Consider the following 21,265-nt stretch of genomic DNA (forward strand, 5'->3'; position numbering starts at 1 on the left):
ATTGCTGATGAGTAAAGCTTGATTGCAAGATAGGCACATGCAAAAATTTACCCATAACAAAGCAATAGAAAGATAACACTCAGTTTCAACAGCTTAAATCATCTTCCGCCCCATCATTTTGTAAGTACGAAACCATCAAGGATATATCATGCACACAGAATCCGTTCTAACCCTCCTCAAAACACTGCAAAACCAAATCTGCGCCGCTCTGAAGCAAGAAGATGGCGAAGCCAAATTTGTGCATGAAGCATGGACTGGGAAACTGGGCATCGGCGAAACCCGCGTATTGAAAAACGGCGCAGTATTCGAGCAGGCAGGTGTGAATTTTTCGCATGTAAAGGGAACAAAAATGCCGGCTTCTGCCACGGCCCATCGTCCGAAATTGGCAGGCGCGGCGTTTGAAGCCATGGGCGTGTCGCTGGTCATTCATCCGAAAAATCCTTATGTCCCAACCAGCCATGCCAATGTGCGCTTTTTTATTGCCTATCCTGAAAATGCCGAGCCGGTTTGGTGGTTTGGCGGCGGCTTTGATTTGACGCCGTTTTATCCTTTTGAAGAAGATATCGTACATTGGCACACAGTGGCGCGGGACGTATGCGCGCCATTTGGCGAATCGGTTTATCCTGAATTCAAACAATGGTGTGACGAATATTTCTATTTAAAACACCGTAACGAAACTCGCGGCGTGGGTGGCCTGTTTTTTGACGATTTAAACCGCTGGGATTTCGATACCTGCTTGAATTTTATCAAGGCAGTTGGGGAAGGCTATATCGCAGCGTATCTGCCGATTGTGGCCAAACGCAAAAATACGCCTTATGGAGAACGTGAACGCGATTTCCAACTCTACCGTCGCGGACGCTATGTGGAATTTAACTTAGTTTGGGACAGAGGCACGCTGTTCGGTCTGCAAAGCGGCGGCCGTACGGAAAGCATTTTGATGTCCATGCCGCCTTTGGTACGCTTTGAGTATCAATATGCACCGGAAGAAGGTTCTCCAGAAGCCGCATTAAATCAATTTTTGGTAGCGCGAGACTGGCTGAAAGAATTCGGAAAATAATATCCGTTTGCAATACAGGCCGTCTGAAAAGCTGTTTTTAATCATAAATACTGCTTTTTCAGACGGCCTTTGCTTCAATTGCTTTGAATTTGCATACCTTTGCCTATTGCGCTGTTTTCTCTCTATAGAGTTTTTGAGACAATGCGCCCATATAAAAATCACCTCACAAACCACACTAAAAAGGAATAATCGGTGAAACGCATTTTCTTATTTATCGCAACCAATATCGCAGTTCTGGTTGTCATCCGTGTTATTTTGGCCATCTTGGGCATCAACAGCACCGACCAAGTCAGCAGCCTGTTGGCTTATTCCGCAGTCGTCGGCTTCAGTGGCTCGATTGTCTCCCTGCTGATGTCGAAAACCATCGCCAAACATTCGGTCGGCGCCGTCGTCATCGACCAGCCCCAAAGCGAAGAAGAAGCTTGGCTGTTGGCAACTGTTGAAGCGCAAGCCCGCCAATGGAATCTGAAAACGCCGGAAGTCGCCATTTACGACTCTCCCGAGCCTAACGCCTTTGCAACCGGCGCAACCAAAAACAGCTCGCTCGTCGCTGTCAGCACCGGCCTGCTCGACCACATGACCCGCGATGAAGTCGAAGCCGTTTTGGCGCATGAAATGGCGCACGTCGGCAACGGCGATATGGTAACGCTGACGCTGATTCAAGGTATTGTAAATACTTTTGTCGTCTTCTTGGCGCGTATCGTTTCCAGCATGGTGGCGCGCAACAATGACGGCAGTACGTCGCAGGGTACATATTTCATGGTCAGCATGGTATTGCAAATCGTATTCGGCTTCCTCGCCAGCATCATTGTGATGTGGTTCAGCCGCCAACGCGAATACCGCGCCGATGCGGGCGCTGCAAAACTGGTGGGCGCGCCGAAAATGATTGCCGCCCTGCAACGCTTAAAAGGCGGTACCAGCGATTTGCCGCAAACCATGACCGCAATGGGCATTGCTAGCGAAGCCAAAGATTCTTGGTTCAGTACCCATCCTTCTTTGGACAACCGCATCAACCGTTTGAAAAACCGCTAATCGAAAACATCAAGGCCGTCTGAAACATCCATTTCAGACGGCCTTTTTTTATTTCTTCATCAAAGCCCGTTTGATGATAATCATCCAGTCTTTTTTATCCAACAGCGGGCGCTGGTTAAATACGTCATATTTGCAACCGTCCAGCTTCTGCAAAATCAACTGGCCGCCGACAATAATCATGCGCAGCTCAAAACCGATTCGTCCTTTGAGGGTTTTGCCCAACGGCGAGCCTGCCTTCAGCATTTGAAAGGCACGTTGGCACTCGTGCGCTATCAATCGTTGAAAAGCAAAATCGGCTTTACCGGCCGCAATCTGCTCTTCGCTGACTTTGAACTTCTGCAAATCTTCCTGAGGGATGTACACGCGTCCTTTTTGCCAATCTACCGCCACGTCCTGCCAGAAATTAATCAGCTGCAAGGCAGTGCAAATGCCGTCACTTTGCGCCATGCTCACTTCATCGGTTTGCCCGTACAAATGCAGCATAATGCGCCCCACCGGATTGGCGGACAAGCGGCAATAGGTAATCAATTCCCCAAAGTTTTCGTAACGGATTTTGACCACATCCTGGCTGAACGCCGCCAGCAAATCATAAAACGGCTGCAACGGTAATTGAAACGGCTCAATCGCTTCGTTGTACAAACGCTGCATCAATGCCGTTTGCGGCTTCCTGCCTTGTGCAATGCGGTCTAACTCTGCCTTCAGTTTGTCCAGTTGGCGCAGGCGTTCGGCTGCTTCGGCATTGCCTTCGTCGGCAATATCGTCCGCCGTTCGCGCAAAAGCGTAAACGGCGTGAACCGGCTTGCGCAAACGGCGCGGCAGCACAATGGAGCCGACAGGGAAGTTTTCGTAATGATCGACTGACATGGGAAATCTGAAAATTTAAAATAAAGTGTTTTTGCTGACAGGCTGTCTGAAATTCAGACGGCCTTACGTTTGGCCGCAAAAAAATCCTGCAATACGCTTTGGCATTCTTCTGCCAATATACCGCCCAAAATTGCGGTATGCTTGTTCAGACGTTTGTCGGCAAACAAATCGACCACGCTGCCTGCCGCGCCGGTTTTGGCTTCGGCTGCGCCATAAATCACGCGCCCGACCCGTGCCTGTATCAAGGCAGATGCGCACATGGAGCAAGGCTCTAAGGTAATGTACACGTCGCAGTCTTCCAAGCGGTAGTTTTGCAAGGCTTTGCCAGCGGCGGCAAGCACGTTGATTTCGGCGTGGTGGCTGACATTGTGGTCGCCAATGCAGGTATTGTGTGCCGCTGCGATTGCCTTGCCTTGATATACGATGACCGCGCCAACGGGCACTTCGCCCAATGCCGCCGATTGTCTGGCCTGTTCTATCGCCAGCCGCATAAAGGCTTCCATATCGTTTTGAGAAGGGAAAACGGCAACAGGCGGATGGTTTTTCAAAGCCTCGCCCAGCTCCGTCTTTCTCTCCTCGGAAATATGTCGAACATCCACACCCGAAACCAGCGCATCCAGTTGCCACAAAGTGCTTTTGGTTACGGTCAAACCAGACGCTTTCAGTAATAGAAATGCGCGGACTGCGCCGATTTCCTGTAAATCTTCCCGTGTACAAATACCCAATTCTTTTAGCGCGGCCAATGTTTTAGGCGCAAGTGGTGGCGTGTTCAGCATGGATTATTCCTGAAAATGCTGACGCGCCAAGGCTAAGGCCGTCTGAACATAATCGCCGTCTGCGTAAGAATCTAACGTATGCGCCAAAGGAATTTTCCGCAACCAGGTCAACTGGCGCTTGGCAAGCTGGCGCGTGGCGATAATGCCTTTTTCGACAAATGTGTCATAATCGGTTTCGCCTTCGAGATAATCCCAAGCCTGACGGTAGCCCACGCAGCGCATAGACGGCATATCGGCATGCAGCTGCGGATAATCACGGCGTAAGCCGTGCATTTCATCGAGAAAACCGTGTTCCAGCATATTTAAAAAGCGTTTTTCGATTTGCTGGTGTAACAAATGGCGGTCTTCGGGGATAAGGGCAACCGTGCATAAATCCAATAAGGGCGCAGCCTGCTTCTGCTCTGTGAAATGTTCGCTCAAAGGCTTGCCGGTCAGAAGATAGACTTCCAAAGCGCGTTCAATACGCTGGCTGTCATTGGCTTTCAGACGGCCTGCCGTAATCGGGTCAACTTCCTGCAAACGGCGATACAGGCCTGCCAGACCGTGTTCGTTTTTTTCCGACTGAAGCTGCGCGCGCACCGCCGCATCCGCACTGGGCAAATCGTTCAAACCTTCTGTCAGCGCGTGGAAATACATCATCGTACCGCCGACAATCAGCGGATAGCGTCCGCGCTCATGTATTTCGTTCACCAAGCGCACGCAGTCGCCGACAAAATCCGCCGCGCTGTAACTTTCCAGCGGCGAGATAATATCAATCAAATGATGCGGTACGGCGGCAAGCTCTTCGGCAGTCGGTTTGGCCGTACCGATGTCCATGCCGCGATACACCAGCGCGGAATCCAAACTGATGATTTCCACCGGCAACGATTGGGCAATATTTAAGGCCAGTGCGGTTTTACCGCCGGCGGTCGGGCCGAGTACGGCGAAGGCTTTGGGCGCGTTCATAAGAAAACGGAAAAATTAAAAATGCGATTATAGCAAACCCGGGCAAACCATATTTCAGGCCGTCTGAAACATTTGCCCTACATTATCAAAAGCGTTACACTTGCTGCGCCGTTTCAGACGGCCTTTTATATTGATTTCAAACCTGCTGCTGCCGTCATTGCGCCGGCAGTCAAGCCGTCAGCGACACTGCGTCGCTGTAAACACGAAAGAACACACTATGACCGTATCTCCCGTAGCCTTGCGCCGTCAAACCGAGCGCAAGCCGCATCCGACTGCGCGTTATTGGAAAAAATGCGATGTCGAGGCCTTGTTCGGACTGCCTTTTCTCGACCTCGTTTTCCAAGCCGCCGAAATCCACCGCGAAAACTTCAACCCGCGCGAAATCCAACTTTCCACCCTGCTCTCCATCAAAACCGGCGGTTGCCCCGAAGACTGCGCCTACTGCCCGCAATCGGCACACCACAACACCAATCTGGGCAAAGAGCAGATGATGGATGTGGACGAAATCGTCGAAAAAGCCAAAATTGCCCAATCGCGCGGCGCCAGCCGTTTCTGCATGGGCGCAGCATGGCGCGGACCCAAACCCAAAGACGTGGCTGTTGTTTCCGAAATCATCAGCGCGGTGAAAGGCTTGGGCATGGAAGTGTGCGGCACCTTCGGCATGCTCGAAGACGGCATGGCTGAAGACTTCAAAAAAGCCGGTTTGGACTACTACAACCACAACCTCGACACCGACCCCGAACGCTACAACGACATCATCCACACCCGCAAACACGAAGACCGCATGGATACTTTGGGCAAAGTCCGCAATGCCGGTTTGAAAGTCTGCTGCGGCGGTATCGTCGGCATGAACGAAACCCGCGCCGAACGCGCAGGCCTGATTGCCAGCCTTGCCAACCTCGACCCGCAACCCGAAAGCGTGCCGATTAACCAGTTGGTTAAAGTAGAAGGCACGCCGCTGGCCGATGCCGAAGATTTGGACTGGACGGAATTTGTCCGCACCATCGCCGTCGCACGCATTACCATGCCGCATAGCTACGTCCGCCTCTCCGCAGGCCGCAGCAATATGCCGGAATCCATGCAGGCCATGTGTTTTATGGCTGGCGCAAACTCGATTTTCTACGGCGACAAGCTGCTGACTACGGGCAATCCGGACGAAGACGGCGACCGCCTGCTGATGGAAAAATTGAATTTGTATCCGCTGCGCTTTGAATTGGAAGAAGAATACAAAGCCGCACAGGAAACGCCCAAAATCAAAGTCGACTATTAACCGCCATCAATAAAGGCCGTCTGAAACTTTCAGACGGCCTTTTATCATGATTCAACATTAAAACTTTCAATCTTCCGTATCCACTCTTCCTTTTCCACCTCACTCAAAAACGAAGCGCGGAACGAATTGGCACATAAGGTTTTGATTTCTTCCGCACTCAAATCCAAAGCCTCGGCAAGTACTTCAAAATTGCGGTTCATATAGCCGCCGAAATACGCCGGATCATCGGAATTGACGGTTACCAATACGCCGCGTTGCAACATACGGCGCAAATTGTGTTTTGCCATTTCAGGGAACACTTTTAATTTCAAATTGCTCAACGGGCAAACGGTCAACGGCATTTGCTCTGCAATCAAACGTGCCATCAAGGCCTCATCTTCTTCCGCCCGTACGCCATGATCGATACGGCGGACATGCAGCAAGTCCAAAGCCTCGTAAACATATTCCGGCGGGCCTTCTTCTCCGGCATGTGCCACCGTCAACAAACTCTCCGCCCGCGCCTGCGCAAACACACGCCCAAACTTAGACGGCGGATGCCCCAGCTCGCTCGAATCCAAGCCTACGCCGATGATGTGTTCTTTATAAGGCAAAGCATGATTTAAGGTTTCAAATGCGCTTTCTTCCGACAAATGCCGCAGGAAACACATAATCAAACGCGTACTTATGCCCCATTGCTGCCCGGCTTCACGACAGGCGCGGATAATGCCGTTAATTACGGTTTCAAACGCCACGCCACGCGCAGTATGGGTTTGCGGATCGAAAAATATTTCCGTATGCACGACATTGTCTTCATGGCAACGCTCAAGATACGCGCGGGTCAAATCATAAAAATCCGCCTCATGCAACAATACGCCGGCACCGGCATAATAAATATCCAAAAACGACTGCAAATTGTGAAAATCATAAGCCTGCCGTACCGCATCGACATTTTCATAAGGAATCGCTATGTGGTTGCGCTTGGCGATTTCAAACATCAACTCCGGCTCGAACGTCCCTTCGATATGGACGTGCAACTCGGCTTTGGGCAGGGCTTGGATCAATTGTTTGATATTCATATTTTCTCTGTTTTTCGGTTTATATTTATTTAATATTGAAGGCCGTCTGAAACTTTCAGACGGCCTTTGACCATTTATCTGTTAAAAACCATTTTCCATCATGATTTCGCCGGGGATGCGGTTGCGGTGCATGGCGTAGCCCAAATCCATTAGGGCTTGGAAAGTGTCTTTGACCATTGCCGGATTGCCGCAGACCATAAAGCGCGTATCCGCTTTGGTGAACTTGAAGCCGACTTTCTCTTCCAAGCCGCTATTCTTCAGCAATTCGGGAATCCGTTTGCCGCTCAATGCGCCTTCCGTTTCCTCACGCGTGGTAACCGGAACAAAAGTGAATTTATGGAAATATTCTTCAATAAGCGGATGCCCTTTCAAATCGGCAAGGCGTTGGTTGAAAATCAACTCGTCGCCGTAAGAAACTGAATGCACCAAAACCAAACGATCGAAACGCTGCCAGATTTCAGGCTGCTCGATAATGGAGAGGAAAGGCGCAATGCCGGAACCCGTGCAGAGCATGACCAAATCTTTTCCGTCGGGGAAACGCTCGGGCAAGAGGAAACCGGTAGCCGTTTTATCCAGCAAAATAGTATCGCCCTCTTTCATCGCGGCAAAACGCGTCGACATCGGACCGCCTTCGATTAACACCGCGAAATACTCAAGCGTATCGGCGTATTCGGCAGACACGACAGAATACGCGCGCCAAATAAAGCCCTCGCCGTCACGGAAACCAAGGCGCGAAAACTGCCCTGCCGAAAAACGGTAGGACTCGGGGCGGCTGATGGCAAAAGTCATCAACTTAGGCGTATGGTGTTTGATCCACAAGACTTTTTCTTCGGTAAACTTGGCTTCTGGAGAAGCTGCCATAATAGGTTTCCTTGATATTCGGTATCAGTTTCAAATAGGGCTTATTATAAAGATTCAAAAGGCCGTCTGAAATATTTATTTTCAGACGGCCTTTAAGATTATTCACGGCGCAAACGGATACTGATGCCTTTTTGTTCTAAAATCAAATCGTTACCGTCAAAACGATAGTTCCACACGCTTTGTTTGCGCAAAAACGCATCTTCCAGCTTCATGTTTTCACACAGCATCATGCTTACCGCAATATGGCCAAAATCAATTTTGTCCGAACCAATCGTATTGGCTTGAAACATCATACCGTTACACCCCATCTTGCCATACGCCTTAGGCATCTCGCTCAAATCCAGATAGGCATCAGTACCGGCCAAATCTTTTTCGGTGAATTTATTGAAAGCGACAACACGCCATTTGGCGGCTAAAGTAGGCTGCGCCGTTTGTTGAGTTTGTACCTGCGATTTAGAGGCTTGTCCAGGCTGAGATACTGAAGGAGATGTACAAGCTGCCAAAACCACCATACTCATCAATACACCGAATAATGTTTTCATATCTATTCCTTATGTATTACTAAAGGCCGTCTGAAAAACCATTCACTTTCAGACGGTCTTTCAATTGGTAAGGTATTAGAGACATAGATAATTTAACCATTTTTTTATTTCCAATACTCCTCAGAACTCGAGTCTAAGTGCGTTCCATGCCAAATGTTATCAACTTCATGAGCGTAAAATGGATCGTTTTGTCTCATTTCTTTTTCAAAAAATTCGTCATGAAATTCCGCAAATGGATCATTACCTTGAATCTTGGAATTCCAACCACCAATAGGCATATCAACAGGCCGCCATTTGCCATTGGTTTGTCTCATGTTTGTTTTAACTGTAGCAGAAAAATACTTACTTGCGTGTTTAGATTCGGTGTAATAGTCTACAATGGTAACAAAAACGAGTGATTGGAGTAATCCAATTACCCAAAAACCCTCAACAAAAAGATTTAATGTCGCTTCGCCTGTACTGAAGTACATTACCGTAGGCGTAGAGATGGAGAATGCCGCTACAAATAAGGTAACAAGCCTAAAAAGTTTTTTAGATTTTGTTTTCAATTTACACCCCATAATGATTGCTAGCATTTCAGCTACCAATAAGCCTTATTTACAAAGTCGTATCCAATGCTTTGGAAATATCGTTCCAAATATCGTCAACGTCTTCAATACCGACAGAGAAACGCAGCAGGCCGACTTTGATGCCCATTTCCATTTTCACATCATGCGGCACGCCGCTGTGGGATTGGGAATAGCAATGGTTGACCAAACTTTCCACGCCGCCGAGGCTGGAAGCCATTTTGACCAGTTTCATGTTTTTAATCACGCTATTGGCCGCTTCACGCGTGTCATTTTTGAGATAAACCGTAACCACGCCGCCGATGCCTTTGGGCATTTGTGCTTGAGCGAGTTCATAATGTTCGTGCGACGGCAGGCCGGGATAGAACACTTTTTCAATGGCAGGATGGGCTTCCAAACGGCGTGCGATTTCGAGTGCGTTTTGGCAATGGGCGTTCATGCGCAGAGCCAGTGTTTTGATACCGCGCAACACCAGCCAGCAGTCCATTGGGCCTGCAATCGCGCCGGTATGAACCATCATGTCGTGCAAAGGCTGAGCCAGTTCTTTGGTTTTGGCAACGACTACGCCCATTAGTACGTCGGAATGGCCGCACAAATATTTGGTAGCAGAGTGGAACACAAAATCGCAACCCATATCCAACGGCTGTTGCAGATATGGCGTGGCAAAGGTATTGTCGATGCCGACCAGTGCACCGGCTGCTTTGGCTTTCGCGGCAAGCGCTTTAATGTCTACCAATCTCAAAAGCGGGTTGGACGGCGTTTCCAGCCAAACCAGTTTGACATTGTGCGCTTTGAGCAGTTCGTCCAGATTATCCGGATTGCCCAAATCGGCAAAAACAACGTTTACACCCCATTTTTGATAAACATCGACCAATAAATCATAAGCGCCACCGTAAATATCGGCGACCGCGACAATGGTATCGCCCGGACGCAGGAAAGTACGCCATACGGCATCAATCCCCGCCATACCGCTGGAAAACGCGAAGCCGGCCGCACCATGCTCCAAATCGGCAACGGTATCTTCCAATACCTGACGGGTCGGGTTGCTCAGGCGCGAATAGCGGTAAGGTACATTTTCGCCAATCTCGTGCAGCGCAAACATACTGTTTTGATAAATCGGCGGCATCAGCGCGCGGTTGTGTTCGTCGCAATCGTAGCTGGAATGAATGGCTTTCGTGGCGAATTTCATTTGGTCTCTGCCTATATAGATGTGAATAATCGAAGATTTTATCACTATCTGAAAAATAGAAACAATCAATGCAGGCGGATAAAGCAAGTGATATAATCTCGCATTTGCAAATCGGCCGACACGAGCCGATTCCCTCCACACGCATCTCAACAATCCTATCATGAAGGACATACCACGCATGAACGCCATTGCAGACGTGCAATCCAGCCGCGATTTACGCAACCTGCCGATTAATCAGGTCGGCATCAAAGACCTGCGCTTTCCAATCTCCCTTAAAAGCAAAGAAGGCGAACAATCCACCGTCGCCCGCCTGACCATGACGGTTTTCCTGCCTGCCGACCAAAAAGGCACGCATATGTCGCGCTTTGTCGCCCTGATGGAAAAACAAACCGATGCTTTGGATTTCGATACGCTGCACAAACTGACCGCCGATATGGTTGCCCTGTTGGATTCGCATTCCGGCAAAATCAGCGTTTCCTTCCCGTTTTTCCGCAAGAAAAGTGCGCCCGTCTCCGGCATCCAATCGCTGCTCGACTATGATGTTACCCTGACTGGCGAAATCAAAAACGGCACATACAGCCACAATCTGAAAGTAATGGTTCCGGTTACTTCATTGTGTCCGTGTTCCAAAGAAATTTCCCAATACGGCGCGCACAACCAACGTTCGCATGTGACCGTCAGCCTGATTGCAAACGCGGATGTAGGCATTGAAGAAATCATCGATTACGTCGAAGCGCAAGCAAGCTGCCAGCTCTACGGTTTGCTCAAACGCCCTGACGAGAAGTATGTAACAGAAAAAGCATACGAAAATCCGAAGTTTGTCGAAGACATGGTTCGCGATGTGGCCACTGCGCTGATTGCCGACAAACGCATCGAATCGTTCGTCGTCGAAAGCGAAAACTTCGAATCGATACACAACCATTCCGCTTACGCTTATATCGCTTATCCTTAAAAGCCGAGCCGAAGAGGAACAAAGGCCGTCTGAACGTTTCAGACGGCCTTTGGCATAGATTGAACGATAACATGAGACTATCGGTCATATATGGGCAACCCTATTTCGATATAATTCAAAAGCATTAGATTTCTCTCGCAATATTTAACATAAATTAAGCCGTTTATTTTTTCCATCATTTATAATGACGGTTCCTCAACGGCATCTCCGTAGATACTATGAAAAAATTCCTTTATTTCCTCATTGCATTTTTAGGCTTGAGCAGCTTCGCATTCGCAGTAGACGCCAATGATTTGCTGCCTCCAGAGCAAGCCTTTGTACCTCAAGTCAATGTAACCGATCAAGGCATCAGCGTTCAGTTCAAGATCGCTGACGGCTACTATATGTACCAGTCCAAAATCGTTGCTGCGACCAATCCTGACAAAGTCTTGGCCGAACCCAAATTCAGCAAAGGCGAAGAAAAAGAAGACGAATTCTTCGGCAAACAAACGGTTTACCACCATACCGCACAGGTTGACCTGCCTTACAAACAAGCCGCGCCGCAATACAAACTGACGCTGACTTATCAAGGCTGTGCCGAAGTGGGTGTGTGTTATCCACCTGTGGACACCGAGTTTGACGTAAAAGGCGACGGGGTTTACCAGCCACAAAACGATGAGCCGGTTTCTGCCAAAGACCGCTTTTTGCAACCGTCCGCCTCTTCAGACGGCCAAATGCCCACGCAACCCAGTACAAACAATCCCGACAGCAGCCGCTTCAAGCTCTCTTGGGATACTTTAAACGCCAACCTGTTGGCGTTTTTTGTCGCAGGTTTGGGCTTAAGCTTTACAGCCTGTATGTATCCGCTCCTGCCGATTGTTTCCAGCATTGTCGTGGGCGATAAAAAAGCCGGCAAAGGCCGCGCGTTCACCTTGTCTATGGTGTATGTACAAGGCTTGGCATTGACCTATACCTTGGTCGGCGTGATTGCCGGCTTGACCGGCGCGCTGTTGACCGTATGGTTGCAACAGCCTTGGGTCGTACTTGCCGCCGCCGCGTTGATGGTGGTACTGGCTATGTCCATGTTCGGCCTCTTCAATATCCAGCTGCCCAACTCCGTCCAATCCTATTTCCAAAACCAAAGCAACAAACTCTCCGGCGGCAAAATCATTTCCGTCTTCATCATGGGTATTTTGTCTGCCCTGATTGTCGGCCCTTGCGTTGCGCCCCCGCTGGCATTTGCTTTGGGCTATATCGGGCAGACCGGTGATGCCGTACTGGGCGGCCTTGCGCTTTATGTCTTGGCACTCGGCACCGGCGTACCGCTCATCATCATCGGCACATTCGGCGGCCATATCCTGCCTAAAGCAGGCGACTGGATGAACGGCATCAAATACGCATTTGGCTTTATTTTGCTGGCCGTTGCCGTATATCTTGCCACACCGCATCTGCCTTATTTCGCAGTAGTCAGCCTCTACACCTTGCTGATGATTGTTCCCGCCCTTATGCTTTTGGCGAAATCCGGCAAACAAAAAGGCCGTCTGAAAACAGTTGCCGCCGTATTAGGCTTTTTACTGCTGATTGGCGGCTCATGGTTTGGCTGGCAAAGCTTCAATAAACAAACCACTACCCTGCACCACTTCTTAACGCTGGTTCCGCCATCCGAAACCGGCCAAGAAACCGACCACGGCAAGATGTTTACCGATGTCGGCGAACTCAAAGCCGCTATGGATGCCGCCTTGAAAGCCGACCCAAGCAAGCCCGTGCTGATTGATTTCTACGCCGACTGGTGCGTATCCTGCAAAGAAATGGCCGCCTACACGCTCAACCAACCGCAGGTACACGAAGCAGTCGATATGCAGCGCTTCTTCCAAATCGACGTAACCGCCAACACTCCTGACCATCAGGCCTTACTGAAAGAATACGGCCTCTTCGGCCCTCCGGGCGTGTTTGTTGTCCGCGCCGACGGTAGTCATAGCGAAGCCTTATTAGGCTTTGTCAAACCCGATGCCTTCATCGAATGGTATCGCAAAAACGAGAAATAGCCGTCTATAAAAAGGCCGTCTGAAAACAGATTTTCAGACGGCCTTTTCTTATGTTCAGAAATTAAAATTCATCTTGATGCCAACGCGTAGAACGCAAAATGCTGGAATCCACATCTTGAATATTGCGATGACCGGTAAACGCCATGGAAATATCCATTTCTTTATACAGGATTTCCAGCGCACGGGTTACGCCTTCTTCTCCATACGCACCCAAACCATACAGAAACGCCCGGCCTATCATCGTACCTTTCGCACCCAAAGCCCAAGCCTTCAAAATATCCTGACCGCTGCGGATACCGCTGTCCATCCAAACCTCGATGTCGCTGCCCACCGCACTGACCACATCAGGCAAAGCCTTAATGGCAGACACAGTATCATCAAGCTGACGGCCGCCATGATTGGAAACGACCAATGCGTCCGCGCCGCTTTTCGCTGCCTTTTCCGCATCTTCAGGTTCCATAATGCCTTTGATAATCAGCTTGCCGCCCCACAAATCTTTAATGCGGGCGACGTCGTCCCAGCTCAGGCGCGGGTCGAATTGTTCGGAAGTCCATGAAGACAGCGAAGACAAATCGCCCACGTTTTTCGCATGACCGACAATATTGCGGAAGGTGCGGCGTTCCGTGTTCAGCATTTTCATGCACCATTCGGGCTTAGTCGCCAAATTGATTAAATTGGCGATGGTCGGTTTCGGTGGCGCAGACAGGCCGTTTTTGATGTCTTTGTGGCGCTGACCCAAAACCTGCAAATCGGCAGTCAATACCAAAGCCGAACATTTGGCATCCTTCGCACGCTTAATCAGGTTCTCCATAAACTCGCGGTCGCGCATCACATAAAGCTGAAACCAAAACGGCGAGCTGGTGTTTTCAGCCACATCTTCAATCGAACAAATGGACATGGTCGACAGCGTAAACGGGATACCGAATTTTTCCGCCGCCCGCGCCGCCAAGATTTCACCGTCGGCATGCGCCATACCGGTAAAACCCGTCGGTGCAATCGCCACCGGCATTTTCACATCCTGTCCGATCATTTTGGTCTCAAGGCTGCGTCCTTCCATATTAACCAATACTTTTTGACGGAAACGGATGTCTTTAAAATCCGAAGTATTTTCACGATAAGTGGTTTCCGTCCAAGAGCCTGAGTCAATATAGTCATAAAACATACGCGGCATTTTACGTTTGGCAACAAGACGCAAGTCTTCGATACAGGTTATTTTGCTTAAATCAGATTTCATTGTCGATTGCCTCTGTTAAGGTAAGATGGATGGTCAAGGCCGTCTGAACATTTCAAACACCTCATTTATTTTACTCCATCAAAACAACTAAATTTTAAGAATAATTTTGATAATCTATATCACTATCAGTATTAAATCAAAACATTTTAACCCTGATATTTGTAGGGTTGATAGCCTTTTTTCAGACGGCCTTAAATTCAAATTGCAGAAAAATAAAGAAAATATTTTCCGATTTAAAAATCAGCCAACGTCACCATTTAAACAAACAATCAAACCGAGCCGCCACATACTTGACTGAAACACTCAGATATTAGACAATTCTCCCCACTAATAAAAACGCCCCACACAGGCAACCACACCATGAGACTGACTACCAAAGGGCGATTTGCAGTAACCGCCATGATAGATTTGGCGATGAACGCGCAAACCGGCGCTGTCAAACTCAGTGCCATCAGCGAACGACAAAGCATATCGCTTTCCTACCTCGAACAATTATTCAGCAAGCTGCGCCGTGCCGGATTGGTTGAAAGCCTACGCGGCCCCGGCGGAGGCTACATCCTTGCCGCTCCCGCCGAGCAAATCAATATTGCACAAATCATCTCCGCAGCCGAAGACCGACTGGATGCCACGCAGTGCGGCAGCAAAGCAAACTGCAACCACGGTGCCCCCTGCCTGACCCACGACCTTTGGGAAAACTTAAACAAAACCATCAATGATTACCTCAGCGGCGTTACGCTGCAAAGTATCATTGAACAAAAAAACTGCAGCGACAGCAGTCATGTCGTTACCTTTACACACATTCATTAAACCGACTTGCGGCAAAGACCGCAGGCAGATGACCAAACGAAAGAGCAAACCATGACCGTCAAAACCCCCGTATACCTCGACTACGCCGCAACCACTCCCGTTGACCGCCGCGTTGCCGAAAAAATGATTCCCTACCTGTCCGATATTTTCGGCAACCCAGCCTCCAACAGCCACAGCTTCGGCTGGGAAGCAGAAGAAGCAGTCGAAAAAGCACGCGCAGACATTGCAGCCCTGATTAACGCCGACTCTAAAGAAATCGTTTTTACCAGCGGCGCAACCGAGTCCAACAACCTCGCCATCAAAGGCGCGGCGCACTTCTACAAATCTAAAGGCAACCACCTCATTACCGTAAAAACCGAGCACAAAGCCGTGCTCGATACCATGCGTGAACTCGAACGCCAAGGTTATGAAGTAACTTATCTAGACGTACAAGAAAACGGTTTGGTTGATTTAGACGTACTGAAAGCCGCCATCCGCGAAGACACCATCCTCGTTTCCGTCATGTGGGTAAACAACGAAATCGGCGTGGTTCAAGATATTCCTGCCATCGGCGAAATCTGCCGCGAACGCAAAATCATTTTCCACGTTGACGCAGCACAAGCATGCGGTAAAGTACCTGTCGACGTTGAAGCTGCCAAAGTTGATTTGCTGTCTATGTCCGGCCACAAAGTATACGGCCCTAAAGGTATCGGCGCCCTGTATGTACGCCGTAAACCACGCGTCCGCCTCGAAGCCCAAATGCACGGCGGTGGCCACGAACGCGGTTTCCGTTCCGGCACATTGCCGACCCACCAAATCGTCGGTATGGGCGAAGCTTTCCGCATTGCCAAAGAAGAATTGGCACAAGACACTGCGCACTACCTGAAACTGCGCGATATCTTCCTCAAAGGTATCGAAGGTATTGAAGAAGTCTACATCAACGGCGACCTCGAACACCGCGCTCCGAACAACCTGAACGTCAGCTTCAACTTCGTCGAAGGCGAAAGCCTGATTATGGCAGTGAAAGAACTCGCCGTATCCAGCGGCTCCGCCTGTACTTCTGCCAGTCTCGAACCAAGCTACGTCCTGCGCGCACTCGGCCGCAACGACGAATTGGCGCACTCATCCCTGCGTATCACCTTCGGCCGCATGACCACCGAAGAAGAAGTCCAATTCGCAGCAGAACTGATTAAATCCAAAATCGGCAAACTGCGCGAACTGTCTCCGCTGTGGGAAATGTTTAAAGAAGGTATCGATTTGAACTCGATTGAATGGGCGGCGCATTAATCAAGAGAAAAGGTCGTCTGAAAAATTCAAAAGACCTTTACCTTTTCAGACGACCTCATCAAGAAAAATACTAAAAATGACGATAATAAAAAATAAAATACGCCACTTACTTTCTTGTCTGACTCTATGCTCTGCCCCGCTGGTTTCAGCACAGACACAAGCCGATTGGTCAACTATATTCAAATCATTTGAAAACGGCTGCCAATTCGATAAGCGTTTGGAAAACCTGTTGGAACCATTTAGTGATGTAAGCGATAACTGGAACGATAAAGGCTCTAAATATCAAAACCTGCGTTTGAATCATCCCAATAGAGTCCAGCTGCCAAAGGCTTACCGTGATCTTGCGCACCCGCCGATGACTTTGCACCGCGCGGAATTTAGTGAAGATGGAGAACAGTTCATTCTTGATCAAACCCGTTTGAAACTCAGCGGTACTTACCATGGCTTGCCTGTGGTTCATATCAGCCAGACATTCCAATTAGAAACCGCAGGTTACAGCTACACCCGTTTGTTGTTGGATGTACCTTTGGAACAGGCACGCAAGGTGTTAAAAGGAAAATATCGTCCTGTTCGAAAATACAGTTTGATTTTAGAAGAATACGAAACCCTGCAAGCAAAACTAAAACCGATTAATGTTAACGGAAAACCCCAAACAATTTTAGAATGTGCCTTTATAAATGGCTGATAAAACAACTGTAATAGGCAATCAACTTAGACATTTAAAAGGACGTCTGAAACCTTAAAAACCTTTTCAGACGACCTAAAAACTACAATCTTCAAATTAAGGATACAAGCTCATGGACGAACAAGAGCTCGACCTCGAGAATCTCGACAACCTGCTCGAAGATTTTGACGGCGTTACCGTAGAGGGCGGCGTTGATTCAGAGAATGACGACGGCTGCGAAGGTGGCGCGTGTAAAATCTAAACTTCAGGCCGTCTGAATATTCGTAAACAAACCATTTACACCACTAAAAACACAAAGGAAACCACATCATGGCATACAGCGATAAAGTAATCGACCACTACGAAAATCCCCGCAACGTCGGTACTTTCGACAAAAACGACGAGTCCGTCGGCACCGGCATGGTCGGCGCACCCGCCTGCGGTGACGTAATGCGTCTGCAAATCAAAGTAAACGATGAGGGTATTATCGAAGATGCAAAATTCAAAACTTACGGTTGCGGTTCTGCCATCGCTTCTTCCAGCCTGATTACCGAGTGGGTCAAAGGCAAAAGCCTTGACGATGCACTGGCAATCAAAAACAGCGAAATTGCCGAAGAGTTGGAATTGCCTCCAGTTAAAATCCACTGTTCTATTTTAGCCGAAGATGCAGTAAAAGCAGCCGTTGCCGACTATCGCAAACGTCAGGAAAACAAATAACCTTGTTTGCCAGATACTTAGTTTGCAGACATTAATGCCTAAATCAGCTTGATAGGCACCAACTGCCATATTAAGTACGCCAGTACCTGCAAAATCAAAGGAGGCGAAATGCCTTTTACTGATGAAGAAATCCAATCCCTACTTGCTGTCAAAGGCATAGGTAAAACCATATTACAGCGTTTGCAGCAAATGGGGTTGGATGACGTTGCCAAGTTGGCGGCGGCAGATTTGGACGATATTTTGAAACAGGGCGCACAATTGACCGGCTCGACCTGTTGGAAAAACAGTCCGCAGGCAAAAGCTGCCATTGCCGCTGCAATAGAGTGGGCAAAACAGCGTTTTCAGACGGCCTGAGCGTCAAGAGCTCGTCTGAAATAAAAAAACAGGCAAAACAGAAAATGATTGCGAAATGAGGAAAAAAGCATGATTACTATCACAGAAAACGCAGCCAAACACATCAACGGCTACCTGACCAAACGTGGCAAGGGTTTAGGTGTGCGCTTGGGTGTGAAAACCAGCGGCTGCTCAGGCATGGCATACAACCTTGAATTTGTCGATGAAGTGAACGAGGATGACCTGATTTTTGAAGAACACGGCGCGCGCGTTTATATCGACCCAAAAAGCTTGGTTTATCTAGACGGCACACAAGTCGATTACACCAAAGAAGGCTTACAGGAAGGTTTCAAATTTGAGAACCCAAACGTTAAAGACTCTTGCGGTTGCGGTGAGAGCTTCCACGTTTAAAAAATAAAAATGGCGGGACAGTATCAAAACCATCCCGCCATTTTTTGGCTTCTTGCCTATTATAGCTACCCTTGCCTTTTCTTTTTCGTTCTACTTTGTGTCGGAACAAATCAGATTTGACTAAGGCTTTTAAGGCATTGTCTCGTATTTTGCCTTTATTATGCTGTACCTTACCGGTCATATTGTTTTCCTTTCGTATAAACAGTTTTTGGATTATATCGTAAAATAATCCTCTTCTTTAGATTTTTTCCTTTAATATCATGTCTCAATACTTCAACCTCTTCCAGCTTGAGCCATCTTTCAATATTAATACCGAAGCACTCGAACAGACCTATCGAGCTTTAGCTGCTCGTTTTCATCCCGATAAATTTGCTTCTGCTTCAGCTTTTGAGCAGAAACAAGCCGTTATGATGTCTTCTACAATTAATGATGCCTACCGCACATTAAAAAGCCCTATTGATCGGGCTGCTTATCTCTTGAAAAGCCAAAATATCGATGCTGATGCACCTGAACACACTTCGTTTTCGCCAGAATTCCTCATGCAGCAGATGGAATGGCGGGAAACATTGATGGATGCTCAAATGGAACAAAACCATGATGCCATCCGAGCACTGGATCAAGAAATCCAAGAAGTACAAAGCAACCTATATCAAGATTTGCAACAAGCATTTAAACAACAAGATTATGAATCAGCCGCACAATGGGTACGGCATGGACGCTTTCTTAATAAGCTTCGCAATGAAATTGCTTCAATCTTATAAGGTACATATGCTGTTACGTTTACCCAAGTTTTATAGCAAATGATTTTATATGCAAAACAAAAACCGTATCAGATAAATCTGATACGGTTTTCTTATATTAACTACCGATTAGCGTTTTTTACCGGTAACAGTAGCAACAGCCAGGTTTTCGTTACGTTTCAGAGAAACACTTTCAACACCTTCCGGCAATTTGATGTCTGACAAGTGCAGAATGTCGCCGGCAACTACTGATGCACAATCCAGTTCCAAGAAAGCAGGAATGTTTGCAGGCAAAGCAACTACTTCAACAGAAGTGTTCAACAGAGATACGCGGCCACCTTGCAATTTAACAGCTTGAGAGTTTTCAGCGTTAACAATGTGCAGAGGTACACGGATACGTACAGGTTGATCAGCTTTTACAGCTTGGAAGTCGATGTGTTGAACTTCGCGACGGAATGGGTGCATTTGGAAGTCACGCACGATAACGTCTTTAGTTTCACCGTTCAAAGACAGTTTAATCAAAGCAGTATGGAAAGATTCTTTTTCCAATGCATAGAATACAGTTTTGTGGTCTACAGCGATAGCAACAGGCTCTTGACCTTCTCCGTACAGAATGCCAGGGATTTGGCCTTCGCGACGCAGGCGGCGGCTCGCACCAGTGCCTTGGGCTTCGCGAACAGAGGCTTGAATTTCGTAAGTCATGTTTAATACTCCAATTTAGATAAAATCGTCGTCATCGGCCGCGACCAGCTTAAGACGACATCGGGTTATGGCAGCAACATGCCGCCAGTCATCACATCTTCATTGAAAAGATACGAGACGGATTCTTCATTGCTGATACGGCGTACCGTCTCAGCCAGCAAACCGGCAATGGTAACTTGACGGATGCGTTCACATTTTTTAGCTGCTTCAGACAACGGAATCGTATCTGTCACAACTACTTGGTCAATTTCGGAAGAAGCAATTCGATTCACTGCTTCACCGGAGAATACTGCATGGCTGGCGTATGCCAGTACACGATCTGCACCGCGCTCTTTCAGGGCAACGGCCGCTTTGCACAAGGTGTTTGCCGTATCGATCATATCATCTACGATCAAGCAAGTACGGCCTTGAATATCGCCAATAATATTCATCACTTCAGCCACATTAGCTTTAGGACGACGTTTATCAATAATGGCCAAATCAGCATTTAAAGATTTAGCAACAGCACGTGCACGTACAACACCACCGATATCAGGGCTGACAACAGTCAGATTGTCGATACGTTGTTGTTTAATGTCGTTCAATAAAATCGGGGTAGCGTAAATATTATCTACCGGAATATCGAAGAAACCTTGAATTTGGTCGGCATGCAAGTCAACAGTCAATACGCGGTCGATACCTGCTGAGTACAACATATTCGCTACCAATTTAGCAGAAATCGGCACACGGACAGAGCGAGGACGACGATCTTGACGCGCATAACCAAAGTAAGGAATCGCGGCAGTAATACGACCAGCAGAAGCACGTTTGAGTGCATCGGCCATAGTCAAAATTTCCATCAGGTTGTCATTGGTTGGCGCGCAGGTAGGTTGCAAAATAAACACATCGCGACCACGCACATTTTCCAACAATTCAATGGCTACTTCGCCATCAGAGAATTTGGAAACGGTGGCTTCACCGAGTGAAATATCCAAATGTTTGACAACACGTTGCGCCAATTCCGGATTTGCATTACCGGTAAACACCATTAAACTGTCATAAGCAGCCATATCTTCACCTGATTCTAGATTTGATTTACGCTCAGAAAACATTACGCTTCCCTTTGCCCTATGTCTAAGACACTAATTGCGCGATTATACGCGTAAAGACGGGTAAAAAAAAGTTTTTCTGCGTTATTTCGCTCTGCGCGTAAAAAAGCGTGTAAGAAAACTTACACGCTTTTATTTGGCTGGGGAGGAAGGATTCGAACCTTCGCATG

Annotated in this window: 24 protein-coding genes and 1 pseudogene; 13 read left to right on the plus strand and 12 right to left on the minus strand. The window is 48.1% G+C overall.

Going from position 1 to position 21,265, the window contains the following annotated elements; all coding sequences use genetic code 11:
• Positions 1-148: 148 nt before the first annotated feature.
• Positions 149-1,057 (plus strand): oxygen-dependent coproporphyrinogen oxidase, encoded by a 909-nt coding sequence (gene hemF, locus HMPREF2700_RS05790; protein ID WP_070590921.1) that lies wholly within the window; start codon positions 149-151, stop codon positions 1,055-1,057.
• 192 nt (positions 1,058-1,249) lie between these two features.
• Positions 1,250-2,089, plus strand: coding sequence for a protease HtpX (gene htpX, locus HMPREF2700_RS05795; RefSeq protein ID WP_070590923.1), 840 nt, complete (start codon positions 1,250-1,252; stop codon positions 2,087-2,089).
• 48 nt (positions 2,090-2,137) lie between these two features.
• On the opposite strand, the gene hpnC is transcribed toward htpX, so the two are convergent.
• The 3 genes from hpnC to miaA are packed head-to-tail and all read right to left on the minus strand — an operon-like array spanning position 2,138 to position 4,674.
• Entirely contained in the window at positions 2,138-2,953 is an 816-nt protein-coding gene (gene hpnC, locus HMPREF2700_RS05800) for a squalene synthase HpnC (protein ID WP_070590924.1), read from the minus strand.
• 53 nt (positions 2,954-3,006) lie between these two features.
• On the minus strand, positions 3,007-3,729 hold the full coding sequence (gene tadA, locus HMPREF2700_RS05805; RefSeq protein ID WP_070590925.1) for a tRNA adenosine(34) deaminase TadA: 723 nt from the start codon (positions 3,727-3,729) through the stop codon (positions 3,007-3,009).
• Positions 3,730-3,732: 3 nt separating this feature from the next.
• Complete coding sequence (gene miaA / locus HMPREF2700_RS05810) at positions 3,733-4,674, minus strand: tRNA (adenosine(37)-N6)-dimethylallyltransferase MiaA (RefSeq protein ID WP_070590927.1); 942 nt, start codon at positions 4,672-4,674, stop codon at positions 3,733-3,735.
• Positions 4,675-4,891: 217 nt separating this feature from the next.
• Here miaA and bioB point away from each other — a divergent pair, with 217 nt between their 5' ends.
• Positions 4,892-5,944 carry a biotin synthase BioB gene (bioB, locus tag HMPREF2700_RS05815; RefSeq protein ID WP_070590928.1) on the plus strand — a complete coding sequence of 351 codons (1,053 nt, stop codon included), beginning with the start codon at positions 4,892-4,894 and terminating at the stop codon, positions 5,942-5,944.
• 44 nt (positions 5,945-5,988) lie between these two features.
• On the opposite strand, the gene HMPREF2700_RS05820 is transcribed toward bioB, so the two are convergent.
• The 5 genes and pseudogenes from HMPREF2700_RS05820 to HMPREF2700_RS05840 all read right to left on the minus strand — a co-directional run bounded on the left by HMPREF2700_RS05820 (position 5,989) and on the right by HMPREF2700_RS05840 (position 10,157).
• Positions 5,989-6,999 (minus strand): adenosine deaminase, encoded by a 1,011-nt coding sequence (locus HMPREF2700_RS05820; protein WP_070590929.1) that lies wholly within the window; start codon positions 6,997-6,999, stop codon positions 5,989-5,991.
• A gap of 81 nt (positions 7,000-7,080) precedes the next feature.
• On the minus strand, positions 7,081-7,860 hold the full coding sequence (locus HMPREF2700_RS05825) for a ferredoxin--NADP reductase (RefSeq protein WP_070590931.1): 780 nt from the start codon (positions 7,858-7,860) through the stop codon (positions 7,081-7,083).
• A gap of 98 nt (positions 7,861-7,958) precedes the next feature.
• Positions 7,959-8,402, minus strand: a complete 444-nt coding sequence (locus HMPREF2700_RS05830; protein WP_070590932.1) for an META domain-containing protein — start codon at positions 8,400-8,402, stop codon at positions 7,959-7,961.
• 350 nt (positions 8,403-8,752) lie between these two features.
• Positions 8,753-8,950 (minus strand): annotated as a pseudogene (locus HMPREF2700_RS05835) (hypothetical protein); the annotation flags it as partial.
• A 49-nt stretch (positions 8,951-8,999) separates the two neighbouring features.
• Positions 9,000-10,157 carry a trans-sulfuration enzyme family protein gene (locus HMPREF2700_RS05840; RefSeq protein ID WP_049344451.1) on the minus strand — a complete coding sequence of 386 codons (1,158 nt, stop codon included), beginning with the start codon at positions 10,155-10,157 and terminating at the stop codon, positions 9,000-9,002.
• A gap of 178 nt (positions 10,158-10,335) precedes the next feature.
• Between HMPREF2700_RS05840 and folE2 the strand changes: the two genes are divergently transcribed.
• Together folE2 and dsbD are read left to right on the plus strand one after the other, a co-directional pair.
• Complete coding sequence (gene folE2 / locus HMPREF2700_RS05845) at positions 10,336-11,109, plus strand: GTP cyclohydrolase FolE2 (RefSeq protein ID WP_070461792.1); 774 nt, start codon at positions 10,336-10,338, stop codon at positions 11,107-11,109.
• A 218-nt stretch (positions 11,110-11,327) separates the two neighbouring features.
• A complete protein-coding gene (gene dsbD, locus HMPREF2700_RS05850; RefSeq protein WP_070590934.1) occupies positions 11,328-13,133 on the plus strand; it encodes a protein-disulfide reductase DsbD in 1,806 nt (601 codons plus the stop codon).
• A 61-nt stretch (positions 13,134-13,194) separates the two neighbouring features.
• Here dsbD and HMPREF2700_RS05855 read toward each other — a convergent pair whose 3' ends face one another.
• Positions 13,195-14,367, minus strand: coding sequence for an alpha-hydroxy acid oxidase (locus HMPREF2700_RS05855; RefSeq protein ID WP_070590936.1), 1,173 nt, complete (start codon positions 14,365-14,367; stop codon positions 13,195-13,197).
• 360 nt (positions 14,368-14,727) lie between these two features.
• Here HMPREF2700_RS05855 and iscR point away from each other — a divergent pair, with 360 nt between their 5' ends.
• From iscR to iscA, 7 genes are all read left to right on the plus strand, one after another.
• Entirely contained in the window at positions 14,728-15,174 is a 447-nt protein-coding gene (gene iscR, locus HMPREF2700_RS05860; RefSeq protein ID WP_003680774.1) for a Fe-S cluster assembly transcriptional regulator IscR, read from the plus strand.
• A 51-nt stretch (positions 15,175-15,225) separates the two neighbouring features.
• Positions 15,226-16,440 (plus strand): IscS subfamily cysteine desulfurase, encoded by a 1,215-nt coding sequence (locus HMPREF2700_RS05865; protein WP_004519895.1) that lies wholly within the window; start codon positions 15,226-15,228, stop codon positions 16,438-16,440.
• 76 nt (positions 16,441-16,516) lie between these two features.
• Complete coding sequence (locus HMPREF2700_RS05870; RefSeq protein ID WP_070590937.1) at positions 16,517-17,125, plus strand: hypothetical protein; 609 nt, start codon at positions 16,517-16,519, stop codon at positions 17,123-17,125.
• Positions 17,126-17,237: 112 nt separating this feature from the next.
• Entirely contained in the window at positions 17,238-17,366 is a 129-nt protein-coding gene (locus HMPREF2700_RS12010; protein ID WP_283129682.1) for a hypothetical protein, read from the plus strand.
• A 68-nt stretch (positions 17,367-17,434) separates the two neighbouring features.
• The gene (iscU, locus tag HMPREF2700_RS05875; protein WP_003674559.1) at positions 17,435-17,821 is read left to right on the plus strand and encodes a Fe-S cluster assembly scaffold IscU; all 387 of its coding nucleotides are present in this window, start codon (positions 17,435-17,437) and stop codon (positions 17,819-17,821) included.
• A gap of 108 nt (positions 17,822-17,929) precedes the next feature.
• The gene (locus HMPREF2700_RS05880) at positions 17,930-18,175 is read left to right on the plus strand and encodes a recombinase RecA (protein WP_070590938.1); all 246 of its coding nucleotides are present in this window, start codon (positions 17,930-17,932) and stop codon (positions 18,173-18,175) included.
• Positions 18,176-18,244: 69 nt separating this feature from the next.
• Positions 18,245-18,565: an iron-sulfur cluster assembly protein IscA gene (gene iscA / locus HMPREF2700_RS05885; protein ID WP_063075834.1), complete on the plus strand. Its 321-nt coding sequence runs from the start codon at positions 18,245-18,247 to the stop codon at positions 18,563-18,565.
• Here iscA and HMPREF2700_RS11415 read toward each other — a convergent pair.
• Complete coding sequence (locus tag HMPREF2700_RS11415) at positions 18,525-18,746, minus strand: alternative ribosome-rescue factor A (protein ID WP_083303958.1); 222 nt, start codon at positions 18,744-18,746, stop codon at positions 18,525-18,527. The genes iscA and HMPREF2700_RS11415 overlap by 41 nt on opposite strands.
• A gap of 79 nt (positions 18,747-18,825) precedes the next feature.
• Here HMPREF2700_RS11415 and hscB point away from each other — a divergent pair, with 79 nt between their 5' ends.
• Complete coding sequence (hscB, locus tag HMPREF2700_RS05890) at positions 18,826-19,326, plus strand: Fe-S protein assembly co-chaperone HscB (RefSeq protein WP_070590939.1); 501 nt, start codon at positions 18,826-18,828, stop codon at positions 19,324-19,326.
• Positions 19,327-19,434: 108 nt separating this feature from the next.
• On the opposite strand, the gene HMPREF2700_RS05895 is transcribed toward hscB, so the two are convergent.
• Both HMPREF2700_RS05895 and HMPREF2700_RS05900 read right to left on the minus strand, forming a co-directional pair.
• Positions 19,435-20,007, minus strand: coding sequence for a 50S ribosomal protein L25/general stress protein Ctc (locus HMPREF2700_RS05895; RefSeq protein WP_004519902.1), 573 nt, complete (start codon positions 20,005-20,007; stop codon positions 19,435-19,437).
• 65 nt (positions 20,008-20,072) lie between these two features.
• On the minus strand, positions 20,073-21,056 hold the full coding sequence (locus HMPREF2700_RS05900; RefSeq protein WP_101755247.1) for a ribose-phosphate pyrophosphokinase: 984 nt from the start codon (positions 21,054-21,056) through the stop codon (positions 20,073-20,075).
• Between the last annotated feature and the right edge of the window lie 209 nt (positions 21,057-21,265).

Source organism: Neisseria sp. HMSC068C04 (genome assembly GCF_001810105.1).
Taxonomy (GTDB): Bacteria; Pseudomonadota; Gammaproteobacteria; order Burkholderiales; family Neisseriaceae; genus Neisseria; species Neisseria flavescens_B.